The sequence below is a fragment of the Stenotrophomonas tumulicola genome, assembly GCF_014117215.1.
In the GTDB taxonomy this organism is placed as follows: domain Bacteria; phylum Pseudomonadota; class Gammaproteobacteria; order Xanthomonadales; family Xanthomonadaceae; genus Stenotrophomonas; species Stenotrophomonas tumulicola.
On record NZ_JACGXS010000001.1, the window covers coordinates 741,291 to 763,205 of the forward strand.

The following is a 21,915-nucleotide window of genomic DNA, read 5'->3' on the forward strand; positions in this document are numbered from 1 at the left end:
AAATGGATTGTCCAGAGGATGCAGCAGTTTACCGGTTGCGCCGTGGCGGTAGTGACGGGCCACGCCCGTCACCCACCCGCCATGCCGGCATTACATCCAGCCCGGCACCACGAACAGCAGCCAGGCCAGCAGCGGACCGAATGCCACCACCAGGCCGCTGTAGACCAGGAAGCGACGGAACAGCGCTTCGCGTTCTTCCTTGGCCGCCGATGCGACCACCAGCGCGCCATTGGTCGAGAACGGGCTGACATCGACCACCGTGGACGACACCGCCAGTGCGCAGATGACCCCGGCCGCGCTGAGATGGCCCTGCATCAGGAACGGCACCGCCAACGGAATGGTGGCACCCAGCACCGCTGCCGACGAAGCGAACGCGGAGACGATGCCGCCAACGTAGCAGACCAGCAGCGCGCCCAGCAGCGGAATGCCGATGCTGCCCACGCCATGGCCGACGAAGTCCACTGCGCCGGCCTTCTGCAGCACCGCCACGTAGGTCACCACGCCGCTGATCAACAGTACGGTGGACCAGCTGATGCCATCCACGGCGCCTTTCTGCGCTTTCGGCGATGCCAGCGCCAGTGCCACGGCCACGGTGATCGCGACCAGGCCCACGTTGAGGTCGTAGACCAGCGCGGCGATGCCCAGGCCCAACAGGCCGACCAGGGTAATGAAACGATCACGGTTGATGCGCACCTCGTCCAGTGCCTGCGGGTCGTTGGACAGGGTGCCACCGCCGGCGCTGACCATCGCGCCGTGCCCTTCGATGGCGAACTGCCGCGATGATGCCTGCGAGCCGGCAAGCAGCGGTTCGCTGGCGGTTTCGGGCCCGCGACGCATCAGCGCGACGCCGCCGAACACGAAGAAGCAGATGAAGGCCATCAGCAGGTTGAAGCCGAGGCTGGTCAGGAACACGGCCATCTCGGTGACGTCCAGCCCGGCCTTCTGCACCACCTGGTTGGTGATGCCGCCATACACGCTGATCGGCGAGAATCCGCCGGCCTGCGCACCATGGATGACCAGCAGGCCCATCATCAACGGGTTGATGCGGTACTGCTTGGCAAAGCGCAGCGCGACCGGGCCGATGATGGCCACTGCGGCCGGCCCGAGCGCGCCGAACGCGGTCAATACCGCAGTGACCACGAACATCACCCACGGAATGGCGACGATGTGGCCTCTCACCGCCTTGACCGCCCAGTGCACCAGCAGGTCGATGGTGCCGTTCTTCTGCGCGATGGCGAACAGGTAGGTGATGCCGACCAGGGTCAGGAACAGGTCGCCGGGGAAACCGGCCAACACGTCCTTGCCCTCCATGCCGACCCAGACCCCGCCCACGATGAAGGCGAGTGCGAAGGCTACCGCACCCATGTTGATGGGCAGGGCGGTAGCCACGATGAACATGATCACCAGACCGATGATCGTTGCGATTTCCGGACTCATGCGCCCTCCCGGGACACTCGGTTCGACTGCTGCACGGATGGCCACCCGCCATCCAGGGTCCTGCGTTGCCAGCGGTTGTTGCCAGGGCGGTTCATGCGCGTGCGCATGCCGTCGCCACCCATTCCACGACGCCCTCCAGCGTCTGGAAATCCTCCACCGAACGTGCCTGCAGCTGCGGATGCAGCTCGCGTGCGCGCCGGCTCAATGCACGGCCCGGGCCCAGTTCGAGGAACACCCTGCCGCCGTATTCCACGGCCTGTTCCATCACCGCCTGCCACTGCACGGTCTGGCTGATCTGTGCGCCGAGCGAATCGACCACGCGCCCGGCGCTGCCCACGGCGTGCCCGTCGATCCCGGCCAGCAGCCGCCGTTGCGGCGCACGTACGCCGGCACCGGCCAGCAGCGTGGTGAATGCCTGCGCGGCGGCAGCCAGCAAGGGGGTGTGTGCAGGCACGCAGACCGGTATCTCGACGCTGCGCGCACTGCGTGCTTCGGCCGCGGCCTGCACCTGCTGCAGTGCGGGACGGTGCCCGCCGAGCACGAAATGATCCGGGCCGTTGACGATGGCGACGGCCGCACCGTGCTCGATGCACAGCGCATCGATGACGGCACGGTCCAGCCCGAGCAACGCCAGCAGCGCACCATCGGCCGGACTGGCGGCGTCCATGGCGGCGGCACGGCGTACCGCCAGTTGCAGGCAGGTACTGGCATCGAAGCTGCCCGCCACCGCATGCGCGGCCAGTTCGCCGGCGCTGTAGCCGGCGACTACCACGGGCTGCGGCAGCTGTCGCTGCAACGCCTGCCAATGCGCCAGGGCACCGGCGCAGACCAGCGGCTGCGCCACGGCATTGCGGAAGCGATCGGGACGTCCGGCAACATCGGCCACTGGTGCGCCGAGCAGCTGTCCGGCCAGCGACAGCAGGTCGCGGCTTTCGCTGCACGCCTGGACGCGCGAAAACATGCCCGGATGCTGGCCGCCCTGGCCGGGGCACAGGATGACCAGGCTCATGGTGCCTCCTGGCGAGGCAGCAGGCCCATGCTTTCCATCTGTTCCTGCTGAAGCAGGAACAGGCTGCATGCCAGCAGGTCGGCGCTGCCGCCCGGACTCAGGCGGCGCGCTTCAAAGGAGCGGCACAGGATGTCCATGCGCGTTTCCCAGTCCGTGGCGCGCACGCCGCCTTCGGCAAGGAATGCACGTGCCTGCGCCTGCGCGAAGCGCAGCCCTTCGGCACCGCCGCGATGCAACAGGTTGAGGTCGTCGGTGGCCGCGACCAGCTGCATCAACGTCTGCACCCGTGCGGCGTTGGCCGGCAGGCCGTCATGCAATGCCGCGCGTAGGGTGGGGATGCCGATCGCCCGCAGCAGCGGGAAGCCATCGGCGGCTTGTTCACGCACGCCGCGGACAGCATGGCGCGCGCATGCGCGCTGGCCAGGGCTGGCGGGATCCAGCGCCCCGGCCAGCAGGTCATCGCGCCAGTCGGCGACGCTGGCGCAGACTGCCTCGGCCGTGGCAGGGGTGCCGCTGCCTGCGCGCAGGCGCGCGGCCTGTGCCACCAACAGGCCAAGGCTGAAGATGGCGCCACGGTGGGTATTGATGCCGCCGGTGGCAGACAGCATCGCGCGCTCGGCATCGATGCCCAGCCTGCGCAACGGTTCGAAGTCATCGCTGCGCGGCGCTGCATCGGCGGTCGCCACGTAGTAACCACGCAGCGCGAACAGGCTGCGCATGAAGGTAGCCGCGTCCATGTCGTGGTGGCTGCCACTGCTGAACGGCGTGACCAGTCCCGGCTTCGGGCTGCAGGCCAGTTCGCCGTGCAGCGCGCTGATCGCCAGCCGGCCCAGCCGACGTGCCGACGTGGTGGGAGCGTACGCGGGGCTGCAGGCGGGCAGGGCGTTCATGCCACGTCCCGTTGTTCGATCAGTGCAGTACGCGGCGACAGCCAGCAGGCCGCATCCGCCTTGACCAGCACCTGGGTCGTCGTGCCGGCGTACTCGCGCCAGTTCACGCTGCGCGCGCCGGGAAAGCGCAGCTCGCCGTCGGCGCGCAGGCCGTGTTCCGACTCCCATGCGTGCAGCAACCTGGCGATGCCCTTGGCCTGGTCGTGGCTGGCCACGTCCCACAGCAGGTCCAGGTCGGAGCCGGCATGCAGGTAGTCCAATCCAGTCAGTGCCTGCCAGGCGAAGCTGCCGAACACGCGCGGCGGCGGCTGCACGCTGCAACGGCGCAGCAGGGCCTGCAGGGGGGTGCGCCATGGCGCGGACACTGCGGCGATGACCGCCTCCAGCGTGAGCGGAGGCGAATGTCGAAGCACCTGGGCGGGGTCGATCCGCAATGCCAGCCGCTGGCGCTGTTCGGCCAATGGCAACGGAACGCCCAGCCGCAGCAGCGCGCCATCGACCGCCGGGTCACGCCGCGCCACTACCAGCGGCAGCCGCGCCCGTGCCCATGCGCGCAGGCGTGCATCGGACTGCGGCAGCAGCGCGGTCCATGTGGCATGCGGTTCTATCCAGGCCAGGTCGTGGCGATGCATTGCTCAGGCCTCGCCAGCGGCCACGGCGGCGGCGACATCGCGTGCCAGCAGGCGGCCTGCGCGCTGCAGCCCGCGTTCCGCGCGCAGGTCGGCAGGCACTGCGCTGGCAAGCGCTGCATCCAGTGCAGCGGCGAGGTCACCTTCCCATACAGCCTCCACCGCACCCATGCGCACGTAGTTGTCCACGCCCGGCGCGAACACCGGTGAGCTTTCGCTGAGCGCCTGCAGCTTCTCCAGCGGTTGCTTGGTCACCCGTGCCATCGCGCGCAGGTCCATCACCCGCACCTGCGCTTCGGGCAGGGCGAAGATGCGATCCGCCATCAGCCCGAAGGACAGGAAGCCGCCGCTGACCGATTCGCCATAGACCAGGCTGAGCAGCGGCGCGCCACGGCGGCGGGCAACTTCCAGGCTGCGCGCGAGGTGCGCGAAGCAGCCATTGATGCCCAGCAGTTCGTCGCGGCGGGCCAGGCGCTGGCCGGCGGTGTCCACCAGCATCACGATCGGTCGCTGCGGATGCGCCCGCGTGCTTGCCAGCACGCACGCCGACAGCGCCAGTGCGTGGTCTACGCCGACTTCCAGTTTGTTGGCGGTGCCGATCACGGTCACGACGCCGGCCGCCGTGGTGGCGGTACCGGTCAGCACGTCGTTTTCGCGATTGATGGCATGGCCGGCCGGGAACAGCGCCGGCAGCAGGGAAGCAAGCTTCATGGCAGTCTCCGCGCAGCGACCGCATCGAGGAAGGTGGGGGTGTCCAGCAAGGGCAGGCGCTCGGGATCGGCGATGCCCTGGCGGGCCCAGATCTGCAACCCGTCCCGGCAGTCGCCATAGGCATCGACGCGCGCCTGCAGTGCCTGCTGGGCCTGGTCGAGAGCGTCCAGCGGATCGGCGTCGGGCACGAAATCGCGCACCCGCTGCGCCGCTGCGTCGGCGAAGTCGTCCATGCGGTCGGCCACCAGCTGTGTCGCCTCGCCGATCAGGTAGCGGTGCTTGCCACCGGTGACGCGCCATACCAGCGCGCGATCACGCGAGTCGAACTCCTCCACGCCGCGCACCGTTTCGATCACTTCCGGGCCGGACAAGGAGAGGCGTCCTTCTTCGGACATCAGCACCGCGGTGCAGCAGCGGGCGACGATGCCCATGCCACCGAATGCACCGTTGCCACTGCCGACCAGCGCCAGCACCGGGATGCCTTCGGCGCGCGCGGCCAGCACCGCGCGCATGATTTCGGAGATGGCGATCAGTCCGGCGTTGGCTTCGTGCAGGCGCACGCCGCCACTGTCCAGCAGCAGCAACACCGCCCGGGGTCGCGTGGACAGCGCGCGTTGCAGCAGCCCGGTCAGCTTGGCGCCATGCACTTCGCCGACACCGCCGCCCATGAAGGCGCCCTGTTGCGCGGCGACCAGCACCGGCAACCCGCGCAGCGTGCCTTCGCCGACCACGATGCCGTCGTCGAAAGCGCCCGGCACGTCCAGCTGCGCCAGGTGCGGGCTGATGGTGCGTCGGCGCGGACCGTAATACTCGTTGAAACTGCCGGCATCGAGCAGGCCATCGATGCGCTCGCGTGCATCGGCTTCGTAATAGCTGCGCTGGCTCATGCGCGGCCTCCCTGCGCTGCATCGGTGGCGCCGCCTGTGGCCAGGCGGCGGTCGGCCAGGGTTTCCAGCGCCTGCTGCAGGCGCAGGCTGACCACCGCCGGGGTGGCACCGGCATCGTTGATCGACAGGCGCACGTCACGCAGCGGATGGCGCGCGGCGAAGTCGGCCAGCACCGCCTGCCAGATGGCGCCGAAGCCGCGCGCGGAGGTGATCACCTCGATCTCCATCGCGCCATCGAGCGCGGCCGGTTCGACCAGCACTTCCAGGTTGCCGGAGGCGACCACGCCCACCAGCGCATGCAGTTCGCGCGTGCCCAGGTCCTGCTGGCCGGGAAAACGATAACGAAGGGTTTCCATGGGGCGTGTCCCTTACCAGTTGCGGAAGCGTTTGGGTGGTTCGTACAGGCCGCCGGACCAGTGCACCAGGTCTTTCACCGAGCGCGCCGCCAGCAGGTCGCGGCTGGCGTCGCGGCTGCGCACGCCGAGGTCTTCGGCACGCCGGATCACGCCACGGTCGCGCAGGTTTTCCACCATTGCCTTGTCGCGGGCCATGCCGACGGCGGTGTAACCGGCCACGCCGCGGATCGCCTGTTCGCGCTCTTCCGGGGTCCGGCACAGCAGCAGGTTGGCGATGCCTTCTTCGGTGAGGACGTGGGTGACGTCGTCGCCATAGATCATCACCGGCGGCAGCGGCATGGCCGCACGTTCGGCCAGCTCCCAGGCATCGAGGCGGTCGACGAAGGCCGGTGCCATGTGTTCGCGGAAGGTTTCCACCATCTGCACCACCAGTTTGCGGCCGCGCGGCATCTGCCCCGGCAGCGCCGCCTGCTGGCCTGCCTTCAACCAGGCGGGGCTGGCGTGGCGGCGGCCGCGTGCATCCGATCCCATGTTCGGCGCACCGCCAAAACCGGCGATGCGGTCGCGCGTGGCGGTGGAGCTGTTGCCCTGCAGGTCGATCTGCAGCGTGGAACCGATGAACATGTCGCAGGCGTACAGGCCGGCGGTCTGTGAGAAGGCACGGTTGGAGCGCATGCTGCCGTCGGCACCGGTGAAGAACACATCCGGCCGGGCCTGGATGTACTTCTCCATGCCCAGTTCGGAGCCGAACGAATGCACCGACCTGACGAAGCCGGATTCGATGGCCGGGATCAGTGCGGGGTGTGGATTCAACGCCCAGTGGCTGCCGATCTTTCCTTTCAGGCCGAGCGATTCGGCATAGGTAGGCAGCAGCAGTTCGATGGCGGCGGTGTCGAAACCGATGCCATGGTTGAGGCGCTGCACGCCGTACTCGGCGTAGATTCCCTTGATGGCCATCATCGCCATCAACACCTGGATTTCCGAGATCTGCGCCGGGTCGCGGGTGAACAAGGGCTCGATATGGTTCGGCCGTGGGGCCAGGGTGACGAAGTCCACCCAATCGGCGGGAATATCGACGCGGGGGAGGGTGTCGACGATTTCGTTGACCTGGGCGATGACGATGCCGCCGCGGAACGCGGTGGCCTCGACGATTACCGGGGTGTCTTCGGTGTTCGGGCCGGTGTAGAGGTTGCCGTGGCGATCAGCGGCCTGTGCGGCGACCAGCGCGACCTGCGGGGTGAGGTCGATGAAGTAGCGGCCGAACAGTTCCAGGTAGGTGTGGATGGCGCCGATTTCGATCCGGCCCTCGGCCACCAGGCCGGCCAGGCGTCCGCCCTGTGGCCCGGAGAACGAGAAATCCAGGCGCTTGGCGATGCCGCGTTCGAATACGTCCAAGTGCGAGGGCAGGGACAGCACCGACTGCACCATGTGCAGGTCGCGGACCCGTGCCGGGTCGACCTGGCCAAGGCAGTCGGCGAGGAAATCGGCCTGCTTCTGGTTGTTGCCTTCCAGGCAGACCCGGTCGCCCGGTTCGATCACCGCCTCCAGCAGGTCCACCATGCGCGGGTGCGGCACCTCGCGCGGCAGGCCGGCCTGCGCAGCACGTTGCAGGCGCTGCTGGCGTTGCTGCTCAAGGGTATTCCAGACACGGGTCATGCCAGTGACCTCTGTAATTACGTAGTAATTACGACGCTATCACCGGATCTGACCGCCTGCAAGCTGGGCTGCAGCATGAAATAACGCGGATGCGTATCATGTGCATCTTTGCCTGACGGAGCTGCTCGTGAAGACCCTTCCTCCCATCAGTGGCATGGGCCGCGTGTTCGCCTGGGTCGCCTTCCTCGAGGCCATTACCTGGGCCGGCCTGTTGCTGGGCATGTGGTTGAAGTACGGGCCGCAGGCCACCGAGTCGGTGGTCTGGTTGTTCGGGCGCCTGCATGGCGTGGCCTTCCTGGTCTATGCGGTGGTGGCCGTGGTGGCGGCCGTGCGCCTGCGCTGGCCCTGGTGGGCCACCTTGCTGGCGGTGCTGGCGGCCGTGCCGCCGTTGGTCACCCTGCCGCTGGAATGGGTGTACCGCCGCCGCGGCCTGCTGGCCGACCCGGCCCAGCGCGTGCCGGTTCCCCGGTAATGACGGGCCGTGCCCGTCACGGCCAGAAGCAGCGGGGCATGGCCCCGCTCTACCGAGGGCAGGGTAATGACGGGCCGTGCGCGCCGAGGCCGGAATCAGACGCGCACGCGGCGGGCGGCGATGCCGACCCATAGCAGGGCGACCGCCACCGCCACGAAGGCCAGCAGCAGGCTGCTGGCCTGGGCGATGAAGCCGACCAGCGCTGGCCCGGCCAGTACGCCGGCATATCCCAGCGTGGTCACTGCCGGGATCGCCAGGCTTTCCGGCATCGCCGCCTGCCTGCCGGCCAGCGAGAACAGCGCTGGCACGATGTTCGCGCAGCCCATGCCGATCAGCGCATAGCCCAGCAGGGCCAATGGCAATGCGTCGGCAAGGCTGGCCAGCAGCAGGCCGCCCGCGCCCACCACGGCACCCAGCAGGATGGCGCGGTGATGCCCCAGGTACGTGATCACCCGGTCACCCAGCAGCCGGGTGACCGTCATCGCCACCGCGAATACGAAGAAGCCCAATCCCGCATTGCCGGCCGGCACGCCCTGGACCTCGTGCAGGAACACCGCGCTCCAGTCCAGCATCACGCCTTCGGCAAGGAAGGCGACGAAGCACAGCACGCCGATCAGCAGCACGATGCCGCGCGGCATGGCGAACATCGGTGCGTCATCGGCTGCACGATCCGTCCGCCAGTGCGGGGCGCTGGCCAGGACCAACAGCAGCATGGCCGCAACCAGCAGGCTGGCGCCCATCCATGGCGCGACACCCATCGCCAGCAGCGCGGTCATCGCCGCCGCACCGACGGCGCCGCCGATGCTGTAGAACGCATGGAAGCCGGACATCATCGGACGCGCCGCATCGCGCTCTACCATCACCGCCTGCAGGTTCATCACGCAGTCGCAGGCGCCGATGCCTGCCCCGAACATGAACAGGGCCAATCCCAGCGTGATGGCGCTGGGGGCGACGGTCAGCAAGGGCAGCGCGATGCAGGCCAGCAACAGGGTCGCCAGCATCAAGGCGCGGCAACCGAAGCGAGCGGCCAGGGCGCCGGCCAGCGGCATCGCCAGCAGCGAGCCGCCACCCAGGCAGAGCAGGGCAAGCCCCAGGCTGGCGTCATCCAGTCCGATACGGGCCTTGGCGAAGGGCACCAGCGGGGCCCAGGCGGCGATGGCGAAGCCGGGCAGGAAGAATGCCGCGCGCGTGGCGTGCTGCTGTCGCGTGGCGACAGGAGGGGAAAGGGACATCATCACGATTCTCTGCAAAGGAAGTCAGGCAGCGACGGGGGGCGCGAGCAGTACGTCCAGGCCGCGTTGGCGCAGTGCGTGCACCAGCGCTGCGGGCGCGTCGGCTTCCACCAGCAGGGTGTCGACCTGGACGTGGCGGGCGATCCGGTGGGCAGCCACCGCGCCAAGTTTTTCGTTGGTGGCCACCGCCACGAAGCGGTCGGCGCGGCGCAGCAGTGCGCGCTTGAACGCCGCCTCTTCGCCATCGATCGCCCAGGCATCGCCCTGGCTGTCGATGGCGCAGGTGCCGGCGAAGCAGACATCCACGTGCACGGTGTCCAGGTATTCCATGGCCTGCAATCCGAGCACCGCACCGGAACGTGGCTCCAGCCGTCCGCCGACCAGGGTGACTTCAATATCGTGGCGCCCCATCAGGGCCAGCGCGATATCCGGCGCGTTGGTGACCACCCGCAACTGCAGGTCGATGGGCAGGGCGGCAGCGATCGCGCTGTTGGTCGAGCCCGCGTCCAGTGCGACCACGTCACCGTGGCGGAGCAGTCCCGCCGCCAGCGAGGCCAGTGCCTGCTTGCGCGATGGGTCCTGCCGTTGGCGTTCGGCCAGTGGCGGGAACGCGGGGGTCAACGGCAGCGCGCCCCCGTGCACGCGCCTGCACAGTCCGCGCTGGGCCAGCTCACGCAGGTCGCGGCGGATGGAATCTTCGGAGACGTTGAAGTGGAGTGCCAATGGCGCGGCGAGCACGCGTCCCTGCTCACGCAGCAGGCGCAGGATTTCCTGCTGGCGTTCGCCGGGCAGGGGGATGGCAGGTTCATGGGCGGTGGCGTGCGACACAGGCGCTGACCTTCAGGCTCTCGATGCGATCATTCTATATCATTCGTGCACGGTCATGCATATTCGTGCATCAACGTGCATTAATTGGCATCGAGCATCGCAAGGACACCGATGCATTGATCCTGTATTCCAATGAGCGGAATCTGGAAGCTGCCGCTCCGCTTCGTTGCTTGAATACGCCTGCGCCGCCGTCGTCGGGGCGCACCCGGTGCAGGTGTGGCAACGGGGACATGGCTGTATGAAGCAATGAGGAGGCGTTACGGAAGCGGGTCCGAGTCCTGCCAGCTCCATCGCCTGGGTATTGGGGGGCCGATGCCCAGGTGGAGGGGCTGTACTGGTTTCGACGTGGCGAGCAATCGGCGTGGACAGCCCGGGAGGCGACCGACGTAACCGGCGCGACCACCATAATCGCCAACCAGGACGATTATCGCCAGGCCGCGTATCGCAGCCTGGTCCACGCAAGCGCACGTGGCACCCAACGCGCAGGCACCCCGCCGGCAACGGCGGGGTGTTTTTCATCGCATGCCAGGCTCAGCCCGGGCGGACGGCCTGCGGCTCCTCGCCTGCGGCCAGTGCCGGCAGGGTGGAATCGACGGTCACCTGCGAATCGCCGCGTAGCAGCGCAGCCGCTTCGGTATCGCTGGCGACCGCTGGCGGCGAACCGCGCAGTGGCAGGCCGGCGGTTTCGCGCACGAACATCATGGTGACCAGGCCGATCACCGCCGCGCCCATCAGGTAGTAGGCCGGCACCATGGGGTCGCCGGTGCGTTCCACCAGCCATGCGGTGACCAGCGGCGTGGTGCCGCCGAACAGCGATACCGAGACGTTGAACGCGATCGACAGCGCGCTGTAGCGCACCGGGGTATAGAACAGCGCCGGCAACGTGGACGGCATCGAACTGGTGAAGCACACCAGTGCCACGCCGAGCAGCATCAGGCCGATGAAGATGAGTCCGTCATGCCCGCTGCGCACCAGCAACAGGCACGGGATGGCCAGCAGCAACAGCGCGATGCACGCACCGATGATCATCGGGCGGCGGCCCAGCCGGTCACTGAACAAGCCACCGACGATGTTGAGCGGCATCATCACCAGCATGACGATGATGATCAGCAGCAGGCCCTTGCTCTCCGCGTAGCCCAGGGTGACGCTGAGATAGCTGGGCATGTAGGTCAGCAACATGTAATCGGTGACGTTGAACACCAGTACCAGGCCCATGCAGATGATCAGCTGGCGGCCGTGCACGCGCAGCAGTTCGCCCAGCCCGGGACGTTCATGGTCGCGCTTCTCGGCTTCTTCGGCGTACGCACGGAAGGCGGGGGTTTCTTCCAGCCGCATGCGCATGTACAGGCCCAGCAGGCCCAACGGACCGGCAACCAGGAACGGAATGCGCCAGCCCCAGTCGAGCATCTGCGTGGAGCTGAGCAGCATGTGCAGCGTGGTGACCGTCGCCGCGCCAGTGATATAGCCGCCCAACGTACCGAACTCCAGCCAGCTGCCCATCAGGCCACGGTTGCGGTCGGTCGAATACTCGGCGATGAAGGTCGCGGCGCCGCCATATTCGCCGCCGGTGGAGAAACCCTGTACCAGGCGCGCCAGCAGCAACAGTGCAGGGGCCCAGATGCCGATGCGTTCATAGGAAGGGATCAGGCCGATGCAGAAGGTGCCCAGCGCCATCAGGATCATGGTGAACGCCAGCACTTTCTGGCGCCCGTAACGATCGCCCAGCGGACCGAAGACCAGCCCGCCAAGCGGGCGCACCAGGAAGGCGACGGTGAAGGTCGCGAATGTTGCGATCAGCTGTGCGGTCGGGTTGCTGGACGGGAAGAACACCTGGCCCAGGGTGACGGCGAGGTAACCATAGACGCCGAAGTCGAACCACTCCATCGCATTGCCCAGGGCAGCGGCGCCCACGGCACGCCGCAGCATTGGCTTGTCGACCACGGTGATCTCTTCGACCTCCATCTGCCGTCGTCGCTTGAACCAGCCAAAGTGGGCATGTGCATTGGAATGATCCTGCATCTGCATCTCCTGTAAGAAAGAAAAACGGCAAGCCAGCGACCGGGGGCGCGGCAATGGAAAGGGGGAGGGTTGGCCGGAGCAGGCACGGCACGGCGCATCGCGCGCAGGACGCGCGACGAAACACACGCTGGCGGGCAGTGGGGGCTGCGGGCCGGTGCGGGAGCGGAAGGAGGGCGTATTACAGGCAGATGCCTGCTGCTGTCAGCCGCCAGGGTCCAGGGCGAGTCGCAGGACCTTCAGCGCGGAAATCATCGTGGCAAGCAGGGAGCCGGTCGGCAAAGCTTCCCACGTGGCAGCAAAGCCCGTCACATGGTGAATCGTGTCGATCATCGCGGCGTAGTATACCTGCATCAGCCTGTGGCCGCTCGCAATCAGCTGCGATGGCACGCTGTGTTCCATCACCGCCGCGTGCGCCCGCGCAGCCGTGCGATGCTAGGCTGCCGGCCGGATACGCGATGGAACATCGGCATGGATTACCGTCTTTTCCTGTTCGACCTGGACGACACGCTGCTGGACTTCCGCGCCTCCGAGCGCCTGTCCTTCGCACGCACGATGTCCAGCCTTGGCATCGAAGACGCACCCGATACGCTGTTCGCCGACTACCAGCGCAGCAACCAGCAGTTGTGGACAGACCTCGAGCGCGGGCTGGTCGACAAGGACTTCCTCAAGGTGGAGCGGTTCCGCCGCGTGTTCGCGCTGCACCGGCTGCAGGTCGATGCCGTGCGTGCCAGCCATGCCTACCTGGAATGGCTGCCGCAGACCGTGGTGCTGATCGACGGCGCACGCGAGGTCTGCGAAGCGCTGGCAGCGCACGGCGAGATCGGCATCATCAGCAATGGCATCGAGCAGGTGCAGGGCCGCCGCATCGCCAATGCGGGCCTGTCCGACCTGATCGGTTTCGTCGCCACCTCCGAAGCCTGCGGCCATGCCAAGCCGGATGTGCGCTTCTTCGATTACGCCACGCGCATGGCCACGGCATTCGACAAGGCGCGCACGGTGATCGTCGGGGACCGGCTGGAGGCGGACATACTGGGTGCCAACCGTTTCGGTATCGACAGCTGCTGGTTCAACCCTTCGCGCCGTATCAACGATGGGACCGCGCAGCCCACCCATGAAGTGCATCGCCTGCATGACATCCCGCGCTGCCTCGGTGCCATGCCCGTGCGTGCGGGTGCATGATCGGGCCGCGCAGGGGGGATGGCGGGGTCAGTCGCCCTTGTTGCGGCCGCTGAAATCGAGCGGCGCGTCCGAGCCTTTCTGGTTGTCGCTCTCCCAGACCTTGAGCGAGTCGCATCGGCTTTCGCGCTTGGCGGCGTGCGGTGGCAGGTCCTTCACCGACGCAGACTCCTGGCAACGGGCATACATGGCACTGTCGTCATAGGTTGCGCAGGCCGACAGGCCTGCCAACAGGAAACCGGAAAGCCCTACGATCCGCAGATTGGCATTCACGTCCGTCACCTCTGTCCTGGTCAGGCTGGAAGCCCCGAGCATGCAGCATAGCGGCCCAGCCTGCCATGCCTCAACCCGGTTTCCTGCGCGGCTGCTGCACGCTGCGCACACGCCCAGCACGCGCGATGCTTACAGGGTGCACTCTACGGTGGGGTTGCCGGCAATTGCACCCGGATGGGAGGATTCATACATGTCGCGGAACATTCCACAAGGCGCACTGGTCGTCGTGGCCGACGGTGGCTCGGCGCGGGTTTTCACCAACATCGGCAGTGGGCACGACCTGCAACTGCAGCAACGCGATGAGCTGACGCTGCGTGACGTGAGCGAGCAGGGGGTGTCTGGCCAGGGCCCCTCCGGGTCGGTTCCCAAGGACATGAGCATCGCCCAGCTCAACGAGGCGACATTCGCCAAGCAACTGGCCGAGCAGCTCAACGAAGATGCGTTGAACAACCGTTACGCGCACCTGGTGCTGGTGGCCGATCCACAGACCCTGGGCCGCATCCGGCCGCTGCTGCACAAAGAGGCCAACGCCCGGCTGGTGCTGGACCTCGCCAAGGACTTCACCAACGCACCGCTGGAAGACATCCAGCGCGCGCTGTCCTGACGGCCATGCAGATGCCTGCCGACACCCATGCCGCAGAGCCCTCGCGCGGGGAGGTGGAAAGCACCCGGGGTTGGTTGCTGCTGGAGTTCGGCGCCAGCTGGTGCGGCCATTGCCAGGCGGCGCGGCCGCTGGTGCACGCCTTCCTGCAGCAGAACGCGGTGACCCACCTGTGGGTGGAAGACGGCAAGGGGCGGCCATTGGGCCGCTCGTTCGCGGTGAAACTCTGGCCGACGCTGGTGCTGCTACGTGACGGCAGCGAAGTCGCCCGCGTCGTGCGGCCGCAGGGCGAGGATGACCTGCTGGCCCTGTCGCAGGCGCTCACCGTCTAGCGGGTTGACCCCAAAGCGCGCAGTGCAGCATGCCGTCGGCGCCGGCCGATGCTAGGATCGAGGCTCCTGAATCGATCTAAATTCCGACCATGGGAAACAGCGCAAGCAGTCGTTGGGTGGCCTTGGCCCTGGGAATCTGCCTGGCGCCGGGCGCGCATGCAGCCAGCGTGGGGGAACGCGCCTTTGCCGCAGTGGACCCGTTCATCGGGACGGCCGGCGAGGGACATACCTATCCCGGTGCAACGGTACCGTTCGGCATGGTGCAGCTGAGCCCGGATACACGCATCCAGCCGCGCGAGAAGGCCTATGACTGGGCGGCGGGCTATCGCCATGAAGACACCAGCATCGTCGGTTTCTCGCATACCCATTTTTCAGGTTCCGGCCACTCGGACCTGGGTGACGTGCTGCTGATGCCCTACACCGGTGAACCGGGACTGGAGCGCGGCGATCCGGACAAGCCCCGCAGTGGCTATGCCTCGCGGTTCCGCCATCAGGACGAGCGCGCCGAACCGGGCTATTACGCCGTCACGCTGGACGATTACCGCGTCCGCGCCGAGCTGACCGCCAGCGAGCGCGTCGGCGTGCACCGTTACGCATTCCCGGCGGGCGAGCAGGCCAAGGTGCTGTTGGACCTGCGCACCAGCCTCTACGATTATCCCGGCAAGATCCTGTGGTCGCGCCTGCGCGTGCATGCGGACGGCACGGTGACCGGGTTCCGCGAAACCCGTGGTTGGGCACCGGGAAGGCAGCTGTATTTCGCCATGCGCTTCTCGCGGCCGATGCAGGGCCACGCCCTGCACAACACCGAGGGCGACATTGCCTACAAGGGTTTCCCGCCGCCGGGCCATGACTCGCCACTGCAGCGTGCGCAGGTGGAGGGGCGGCAACTGGTGGCGACCTTCGATTTCGGCAGGCTGGATGCACCGCTGGTCGCCAAGGTGGCCATCTCGTCGGTGAGCGAGGCAGGCGCCATCGCCAACCTGGATGCCGAAGTCCCGGCCTTCGATTTCGACCGCGTGCGTGCCGATGCCAGGCACAAATGGATGGATGCGCTGGCCGTGCTGGACATCGAGGCGCCGCGGCCGGACCAGCGCAATGCCTACACCGCGCTGTACCACTCGCTGCTCGGCCCGACCCTGTCGATGGATGTCGACGGCCAGTACCGTGGCCCGGACAATGCGGTGCACCACGCCGAAGGCTTCCGCCACCACTCCACGTTCTCGCTGTGGGACACCTATCGCGCGCTGCATCCGTTGCTGACCCTGGTGCAGCCGGAGCAGCGCAACAGCGATTTCATCAATTCACTGCTTGCCCACCAGGCGCACAGCCCCTACGGCATGCTGCCGGTCTGGTCGTTCCATGGCCAGGAAACCTGGTGCATGATCGGCTACCACGCCGTGCCGGTGATCGCCGATGCCTACCTGAAGGGCATTCGCGGCTTCGACGCGGACAAGGCCCTGGCGGCCATGGTGGCCACGGCCAATTACGGCCCGTACGACGGCATCGCGCAGTACCGCGAACTGGGCTGGGTACCGATCGACGAAGAGGGCGAGGCGGCCAGCAAGACCCTGGAATACGCCTTCGACGACTGGACCATCGCACGGATGGCCGAGGCGATGGGGCGCAAGGACGTGGCCGAGACGTTCGGCAAGCGGGCAACGAACTGGCGCCATGCATTCGATGCGGAGACCGGCTTCATGCGCGCGCGCAAGCGTGATGGCAGCTTCCGTACGCCGTTTGATCCGTCGGCCAGTGGCTATGGCACCGACTATACCGAAGGCAATGCGTGGCAGTACTCGTGGTACGTGCCGCAGGACGTGCATGGCCTGGCCGAAGCGCACGGTGGCTCCGATGCGCTGCTTGCGCGGCTGGACCAGGTGTTCGAAGCCAAGGTCGACCCGTCGGTGTTCGAGCACATGGAAGACATCACCGGCCTGATCGGCTGGTACGCGCATGGCAACGAACCCAGCCACCACGTGGCCTACCTGTATGCCCATGCCGGGCAGCCATGGCGCACCCAGTCCCGCCTGAAGCAGATCATGGACACCCAGTACGCCGACCGTCCCGATGGGCTGGCCGGCAATGACGACCTTGGCCAGATGTCGGCCTGGTACCTGTTCACCGCGCTGGGTTTCTATCCAGTGGCACCGGGCAGCGGCGAGTACATCATCGGCCGTCCGTTCCTGCCCAGGGCGGCGTTGCACCTGCCCAACGGCAAGACCTTCAACATCATCGCCGAAGGGCTGGATGCCGGGCATGGTTACATCGCCTCGGCGACGCTCAACGGCAAGCCGCTGCAACGCACGTTCCTGCGCCATGCGGAGATCGTCGCCGGTGGCGAACTGCGTTTCGTGATGCAGGCCGAGCCGAACACCGCCTGGCCGGGGCAGGGCGCCGAAGCGCCGTACTCGATGTCGGCCGGCACCAGGTGATCCGGATCGTGGTGCTGCCCTGGCGGGTTGCGCCGTCGATGTCCGCGAGCGTGGGTATCCGGCGACGGCTGCGTCGCTAGCGAGGGAGACGTTCGCGCGGCTGCAGGGTGATCACCCCTGCAGCCATTCCTCGCAGCCGCTGCCGTTGCCCTCGGTGACGGCAGCCGCCGCCACGCTGCAGTGCTGCTGCATGCGCTGGCGCAGGTGCGCCAGTGTTTCGGCGCCGGCATGGTCGGCGCTCCAGGCCTGCAGCTTCCTGGCCAGGCGCTCGAAGCGCTGGCGCGTGCGCTGGTGGTAGCCGCCCGGTTGCCCATCAAGTTCGGCGATCACCTGCGAGGTCGCTGCTTCGATGGTGGTGGCGTCCTCGGGGACCAGGCGCAGCAGCCCTTCCACGTACAGCACGCCCCATTGCACGCGGGTGGCCGGTCCCTGCGCGCCTTCATAGGCCTGCCGCAGCCAGTCCACGGCCGCGGTCCGGTCACCCCGTGCTTCGGCCAGTTCGGCCAGCTCCGGCATGTAGTAATACGGCGTTTCGCTGCGCTGCAGTTCGGCCCGCAACAGGCTTTCCGCTGCCGCATCGTCGCCGGCCTGGCGCAGCGCGTAAGCGGCGGTGCTCACCGTCGCCTGGCGCTCATGGGCGGTGGTCGCTGCGGCATCGGCGGCCGCCACGCGTTCGCGCACGGTGTCGGCCAGCGGGGCGGGCAGGGCACCTTCGGGCTGCTCCAGCCGGGCCAGCGCGATCTCGGTGATGACGCGCGACAGTGCGTCGTCGGGCCGGTCGCCGCGCGCCGCATCGGCACGTTGCAGGGCACGCAGCAACTGGCCGCCCAGTGCCTCGCGGGAGGCCGGTCCTGCGCTGGCCCTGTCCACCAGTGCGACCCCACGGTAGCCGAGCAGGTCGCGGTTGCGTCGCACTTCTTCCGGCGCAGCCAGTACCGCCTGCAGCAGTTCGCGCACCTCGGTGGCGGGTGCCTTGTCGATGTCCCCGGCAGCCAGCCCAAGCAACGCGAACCGTCGCGTCAGCGCGGCATCCGGTGCCGATTTCGCCAACTGCTGCAGGATCTCCGAGGCATCCTTGTCTCCGCTCAGGCGGCTGGCGTCCACCTCCCAGCCATAATCGCCCAGCACCTGCCAGTCTTCGGCATCCAGCCGGCCCGGGCTGGCCAGGGCCAGCTTCAAGGTATCGGCGACCGCGCTGCGACGTCCGGCGGCCACGGTCAGGGCGCGGGTGAGTTCGGCGCTGTCATTGCCGCCGGCAACGCGGGTGAGTTCGTTCTGCTGTGGGTCCAGCACGATCAGGGTCGGGTAGCCGCGCACGCCGAAGCGCTCGCCCCAGGCCTGTGCACCTTCTTCGTCGCCATCGAGGTAGACCGGGACGAACCTGCCGGTGAGCGCGATGAAGGCCGGATCCTTGAACAGCCCGGCCTTGAGCTGGTTGCAGGGTGGGCACCACACCGCGCCCCAGTACAGCAGCACCGGCCGGCCGCTTTCGCGCGCCTCTGCGAAGGCATCGTCCACGTCGCCATGGCGCCAGTCGATCGCGCTGGCCTGCGGCGCGGTGCCTGCGCTGGTGGCGGTGCCGGCCGCAGGCGTGGAGGGAGTGCAGGCGCTCAGCAGGGTGGCGATGCCGAGCAGGCCGGAAGTAAGTACAAGGCGCATGGGGAATCCGCGGGTGGAAAGGGGGCGCATCGACGCGTACCGCATTCTATGAAGCCCTGCCACGCCACGACCGGCCCGGCTGATGCCCGCTGCTCATGTGCTCAGGCCGGCTGGTGATATGTGCCGGCCGGCATGGCCCCGGCTTCGCGCGAGTACCCGCGTCGCCTCGCCGGCAGGGTGACGATTGTCACGGATCACGTGATGCAAAACATCGCAATGCGCCAGTTGCAGATAACCACTGCGTATTTCTCTGCTGGGCACCGGGCAGGGTTAATGAAGGACGTTCCTTCCCGCCTGCATGTACCCCCTGATGACCCATGACCGTTCCTTCCTGCGCCCGCATCGGCTGGCGCTGGCGTTGCTGCTCGCCACCAGTTCCCCCTTGCTGCATGCCCAGTCCACCACCGGTGCCATCATCGGCCTGGCGCCTCCTGAAGCGCAACGCGTGGTCGTGCGCAGCGATACCGGCCTGACCCGCGAAGTGGCCGTCGATGGCCGTGGCCGCTATGCCATCGGCCAGCTGCCGCTGGGCCGCTATGCGGTGGAGGCGCGTGATGCGGGTGGCAACGTGGTGCAGTCGCGCCAGGATGTCGAGCTGACCGTGGGTGCCAGCACCGATGTTTCCTTCACTGCAGTCACCAGCCTGTCCGGCGTGCGGGTCAGTGCCGACCGGGCCGCGGCGGCCATCGATGTCAGCAGCGTGGATTCACGCACCGTGGTCACCGCCGAACAGCTGCAGCGGTTGCCGCTGGGGCGTTCGGCCGAAGCAATAGCCCAGCTGGCCCCGGGCGTGCTGTCCAACAGCGGCAATGGCGCATTCGCTGGCCCTACCGGCGCGCAGCTGGTCAGCTTCGGCGGCTCCTCCGCAGCCGAGAACGCTTATTACATCAATGGTTTCAACACGACCGACCCGCTGCGTGGACTGGGTGGCCTGACCCTGCCTTATGGCAGCATCGAGCAGCAGGAAATCTACACCGGTGGTTACAGCGCCAAGTACGGGCGCAGCGATGGCGGGGTGATCAATGCGGTCGGCAAGCGCGGCACCAACCAATGGCGCTTCGGTGGCCAGGTGACGTGGGAGCCTGCGTCGGCGCAGGCTGACAAGGACGATGTGTACTATCCGGCCGACGGTGCGCTGTATGCACCGGAAAGCAAGGACCGGCAGTGGGTGACCACCCGGAGCCTGTATGCCGGCGGACCCCTGCTGCAGGATCGCCTGTTCTTCTTCGGTTCGTACGAGCTGGAGCAGCGGCAGGGTACCGACGTCAAGAACGTGGAGGCCACCAATTCCTACTCCCGCTATGAGTACGACCGGCCGCGCTGGTACGCCAAGCTGGACTGGAACATCACCGATGACCACCTGCTGGAGCTGACCGGGGCGTCCACCCGCAACGTGTTCCGTGGCGACAGCTTCGCCTACGACTACGACGCGCTCAGCCGTGGTGCACGGCGCGGGGCGGAAGACATCACCAAGACCGGCGGCAACCTGTGGACGGCCAAGTACACCGGCTACCTGACCGACAGGCTCACCGTCAGCGCACTGTATGGAAAGCTCAGGACGGACGACTACATCGGCAATCCTGCCTACGATGGCAGCCTGGTCTACCTGTCCAATCCGAACCTGCAGAACCCGGCGCTCAATGGCGGCAGCCCGATCACCAACGCACAGACCACATCGCTGCTGGTCGATCCGGACCGTGGCAACCGTAGCGACAACCTGCGCCTGGACGTGAACTACGTGGTGGGCAAGCACAGCATCACCGTGGGCATCGACAACCAGAACGCGCGGGCATTGAACCGCGGTTCGGTGGGCTCGGCCGATGGCTACTACTGGATCTACGACCAGTCCAATCCGAACGTGCCGATCAACACCGGGCTGGGCGTGCCGGCCACCGGCGGTTATCCAAACGGCGAAGACGGCTATTTCGTGCGCCGTTACGACTACAGCGCATTGGCGTCGGTGCGCTCTTCGCAGCGGGCGCAGTACATCGAGGACAACTGGCAGGTCACCGACAACCTGCTGCTGAACCTGGGCCTGCGCCTGGACCAGTTCACCAACTTCAACCGCGACGGGGATGCCTACATCAAGCAGACCAGCGGGCAATGGGCGCCGCGGCTGGGTTTCAGCTGGGACGTCGATGGCGATGGCCGTTTCAAGGTCTACGGCAACGTCGGCCGCTACTATCTCGCCCTGCCGTTGAACCCGGCCTTCAATGCGGCCGGCGCGACGCTGGCGACGTCGACGTACTACACCTATGGCGGCATCGACGCGAACGGCTACCCCACCGACCTCACCGCGTTCTCCGGCGCGGTATCGTCCAACAACAACTACGGCCTGCTGCCCGACCCGAAGACCGTGGCGACATCCGGGATCGAACCGTCGTACCAGGATGAGTTCATCCTGGGCTTCAACAAGGCGCTGGGGCAGGACTGGGTCTACGGCGCCAAGGCGACCTACCGGGTGCTTCGCAGTGGCGTGGACGACTACTGCGATATCGACGCGGTGCTGGACAAGGCCGGCGACCTGGGCTTCGACGTGAGCCGCGACAGCAATCCGGTCAGCTGCTGGCTGATCAACCCCGGGCGGGCGAATACCTTCAACCTGGTCGACACCGCCGGCAATTACGTGACCGTGCCGCTGACCAACGCCGAGATGGGTTTCCCGCGTTTCAAGCGCAACTACTACGCGGTGAACCTGTCGCTGGAACATCCCTTCAACGGGCGCTGGTATGGACGTGCCGACTACAACTGGTCGCGCAGCTACGGCACCACCGAAGGCCAGTTGTTGTCAGGCATCGGCCAGACCGCGGTATCGACCACGCAGGCCTGGGATTACGCGGAGTTGATGGAACATACCAACGGGCCGCAGAGCAACGATGCCACGCACCAGATCAAGCTGCACGGGTACTACCAGGTGAACCCGCAATGGCTGGTGTCGGCCAACCTGACGGTGGTCTCCGGAACGCCGTTCAGCGCGCTCGGTTCGTATGGCCCGGACCAGACGGATCCCTCCGGCTACGGTATCGCCTACCACTTCTACAATGGCCAGCCGGCGCCTCCGGGCAGCCAGGGGCGCCTGCCGTGGCGCAAGCAACTGGACCTGGGTGTTTCGTATCGCCCGGCCGTGGCGGAAGGGCGGCTTGGCTTCAACCTGGACGTGTTCAACGTCTTCGACAGCCAGGCGGCACTGTGGCGCTCGCCGTATTCCGAGTTGAACCCCGGGCAGCCGGATCCGCTGTACGGTGCGGCGACGGTACGCCAGGCACCACGATCATTGCGGCTGAGCGTGAGCTACGACTACTGAGCGGGCCGGGAA

20 protein-coding genes are annotated in these 21,915 nt (G+C 67.3%); 6 read left to right on the forward strand and 14 right to left on the reverse strand.

Annotated features, from left to right (window positions below; translation table 11 throughout):
• Positions 1–90: 90 nt before the first annotated feature.
• The 8 genes from H4O11_RS03445 to mdcA all read right to left on the reverse strand — a co-directional run bounded on the left by H4O11_RS03445 (position 91) and on the right by mdcA (position 7,575).
• Positions 91–1,437: an SLC13 family permease gene (locus H4O11_RS03445; protein WP_182338008.1), complete on the reverse strand. Its 1,347-nt coding sequence runs from the start codon at positions 1,435–1,437 to the stop codon at positions 91–93.
• A gap of 91 nt (positions 1,438–1,528) precedes the next feature.
• Positions 1,529–2,446 carry an acyltransferase domain-containing protein gene (locus tag H4O11_RS03450; protein ID WP_182338009.1) on the reverse strand — a complete coding sequence of 306 codons (918 nt, stop codon included), beginning with the start codon at positions 2,444–2,446 and terminating at the stop codon, positions 1,529–1,531.
• Positions 2,443–3,336, reverse strand: coding sequence for a triphosphoribosyl-dephospho-CoA synthase MdcB (gene mdcB, locus H4O11_RS03455; protein WP_182338010.1), 894 nt, complete (start codon positions 3,334–3,336; stop codon positions 2,443–2,445). Before mdcB ends, H4O11_RS03450 begins: the two co-directional genes overlap by 4 nt.
• Complete coding sequence (gene mdcG / locus H4O11_RS03460; protein WP_182338011.1) at positions 3,333–3,968, reverse strand: malonate decarboxylase holo-[acyl-carrier-protein] synthase; 636 nt, start codon at positions 3,966–3,968, stop codon at positions 3,333–3,335. Before mdcG ends, mdcB begins: the two co-directional genes overlap by 4 nt.
• A 3-nt stretch (positions 3,969–3,971) precedes the next feature.
• A complete protein-coding gene (gene mdcE / locus H4O11_RS03465) occupies positions 3,972–4,676 on the reverse strand; it encodes a biotin-independent malonate decarboxylase subunit gamma (protein WP_182338012.1) in 705 nt (234 codons plus the stop codon).
• Positions 4,673–5,563: a biotin-independent malonate decarboxylase subunit beta gene (locus H4O11_RS03470; protein WP_182338013.1), complete on the reverse strand. Its 891-nt coding sequence runs from the start codon at positions 5,561–5,563 to the stop codon at positions 4,673–4,675. Before H4O11_RS03470 ends, mdcE begins: the two co-directional genes overlap by 4 nt.
• Entirely contained in the window at positions 5,560–5,919 is a 360-nt protein-coding gene (mdcC, locus tag H4O11_RS03475; RefSeq protein ID WP_182338014.1) for a malonate decarboxylase acyl carrier protein, read from the reverse strand. The genes H4O11_RS03470 and mdcC overlap by 4 nt, the downstream gene beginning before the upstream one ends.
• Positions 5,920–5,931: 12 nt before the next feature.
• Complete coding sequence (gene mdcA, locus H4O11_RS03480) at positions 5,932–7,575, reverse strand: malonate decarboxylase subunit alpha (protein ID WP_182338015.1); 1,644 nt, start codon at positions 7,573–7,575, stop codon at positions 5,932–5,934.
• A 154-nt stretch (positions 7,576–7,729) separates the two neighbouring features.
• On the opposite strand from mdcA, the gene H4O11_RS03485 reads away from it, so the two are divergent.
• Entirely contained in the window at positions 7,730–8,047 is a 318-nt protein-coding gene (locus H4O11_RS03485; protein ID WP_182338412.1) for a DUF3817 domain-containing protein, read from the forward strand.
• Between the two features lie 95 nt (positions 8,048–8,142).
• On the opposite strand, the gene H4O11_RS03490 is transcribed toward H4O11_RS03485, so the two are convergent.
• The 4 genes from H4O11_RS03490 to H4O11_RS03505 all read right to left on the reverse strand — a co-directional run bounded on the left by H4O11_RS03490 (position 8,143) and on the right by H4O11_RS03505 (position 12,513).
• Positions 8,143–9,282, reverse strand: a complete 1,140-nt coding sequence (locus H4O11_RS03490) for an MFS transporter (RefSeq protein WP_425505988.1) — start codon at positions 9,280–9,282, stop codon at positions 8,143–8,145.
• Positions 9,283–9,303: 21 nt separating this feature from the next.
• Positions 9,304–10,107 carry a DeoR family transcriptional regulator gene (locus H4O11_RS03495; protein WP_182338017.1) on the reverse strand — a complete coding sequence of 268 codons (804 nt, stop codon included), beginning with the start codon at positions 10,105–10,107 and terminating at the stop codon, positions 9,304–9,306.
• Between the two features lie 531 nt (positions 10,108–10,638).
• The gene (proP, locus tag H4O11_RS03500) at positions 10,639–12,126 is read right to left on the reverse strand and encodes a glycine betaine/L-proline transporter ProP (RefSeq protein ID WP_182338018.1); all 1,488 of its coding nucleotides are present in this window, start codon (positions 12,124–12,126) and stop codon (positions 10,639–10,641) included.
• A gap of 201 nt (positions 12,127–12,327) precedes the next feature.
• A complete protein-coding gene (locus tag H4O11_RS03505) occupies positions 12,328–12,513 on the reverse strand; it encodes a hypothetical protein (protein ID WP_182338019.1) in 186 nt (61 codons plus the stop codon).
• An 81-nt stretch (positions 12,514–12,594) separates the two neighbouring features.
• On the opposite strand from H4O11_RS03505, the gene H4O11_RS03510 reads away from it, so the two are divergent.
• Positions 12,595–13,305 carry a YjjG family noncanonical pyrimidine nucleotidase gene (locus H4O11_RS03510; protein ID WP_182338020.1) on the forward strand — a complete coding sequence of 237 codons (711 nt, stop codon included), beginning with the start codon at positions 12,595–12,597 and terminating at the stop codon, positions 13,303–13,305.
• Between the two features lie 27 nt (positions 13,306–13,332).
• Here the strand turns inward: H4O11_RS03510 and H4O11_RS03515 are convergent, their stop codons facing one another.
• On the reverse strand, positions 13,333–13,575 hold the full coding sequence (locus H4O11_RS03515; RefSeq protein ID WP_182338021.1) for a hypothetical protein: 243 nt from the start codon (positions 13,573–13,575) through the stop codon (positions 13,333–13,335).
• Between the two features lie 190 nt (positions 13,576–13,765).
• Here H4O11_RS03515 and H4O11_RS03520 point away from each other — a divergent pair, with 190 nt between their 5' ends.
• The 3 genes from H4O11_RS03520 (at position 13,766) to H4O11_RS03530 (ending at position 16,940) form a co-directional block, all read left to right on the forward strand.
• Entirely contained in the window at positions 13,766–14,179 is a 414-nt protein-coding gene (locus tag H4O11_RS03520; RefSeq protein ID WP_182338022.1) for a host attachment family protein, read from the forward strand.
• A 5-nt stretch (positions 14,180–14,184) separates the two neighbouring features.
• Positions 14,185–14,508, forward strand: coding sequence for a thioredoxin family protein (locus H4O11_RS03525; protein WP_182338023.1), 324 nt, complete (start codon positions 14,185–14,187; stop codon positions 14,506–14,508).
• An 89-nt stretch (positions 14,509–14,597) separates the two neighbouring features.
• Positions 14,598–16,940 (forward strand): GH92 family glycosyl hydrolase, encoded by a 2,343-nt coding sequence (locus H4O11_RS03530; RefSeq protein WP_182338024.1) that lies wholly within the window; start codon positions 14,598–14,600, stop codon positions 16,938–16,940.
• A gap of 111 nt (positions 16,941–17,051) precedes the next feature.
• Here the strand turns inward: H4O11_RS03530 and H4O11_RS03535 are convergent, their stop codons facing one another.
• A complete protein-coding gene (locus tag H4O11_RS03535; protein ID WP_182338025.1) occupies positions 17,052–18,599 on the reverse strand; it encodes a thioredoxin family protein in 1,548 nt (515 codons plus the stop codon).
• A 310-nt stretch (positions 18,600–18,909) separates the two neighbouring features.
• Between H4O11_RS03535 and H4O11_RS03540 the strand changes: the two genes are divergently transcribed.
• Positions 18,910–21,903, forward strand: coding sequence for a TonB-dependent receptor (locus H4O11_RS03540; protein ID WP_182338026.1), 2,994 nt, complete (start codon positions 18,910–18,912; stop codon positions 21,901–21,903).
• Positions 21,904–21,915: the final 12 nt, after the last annotated feature.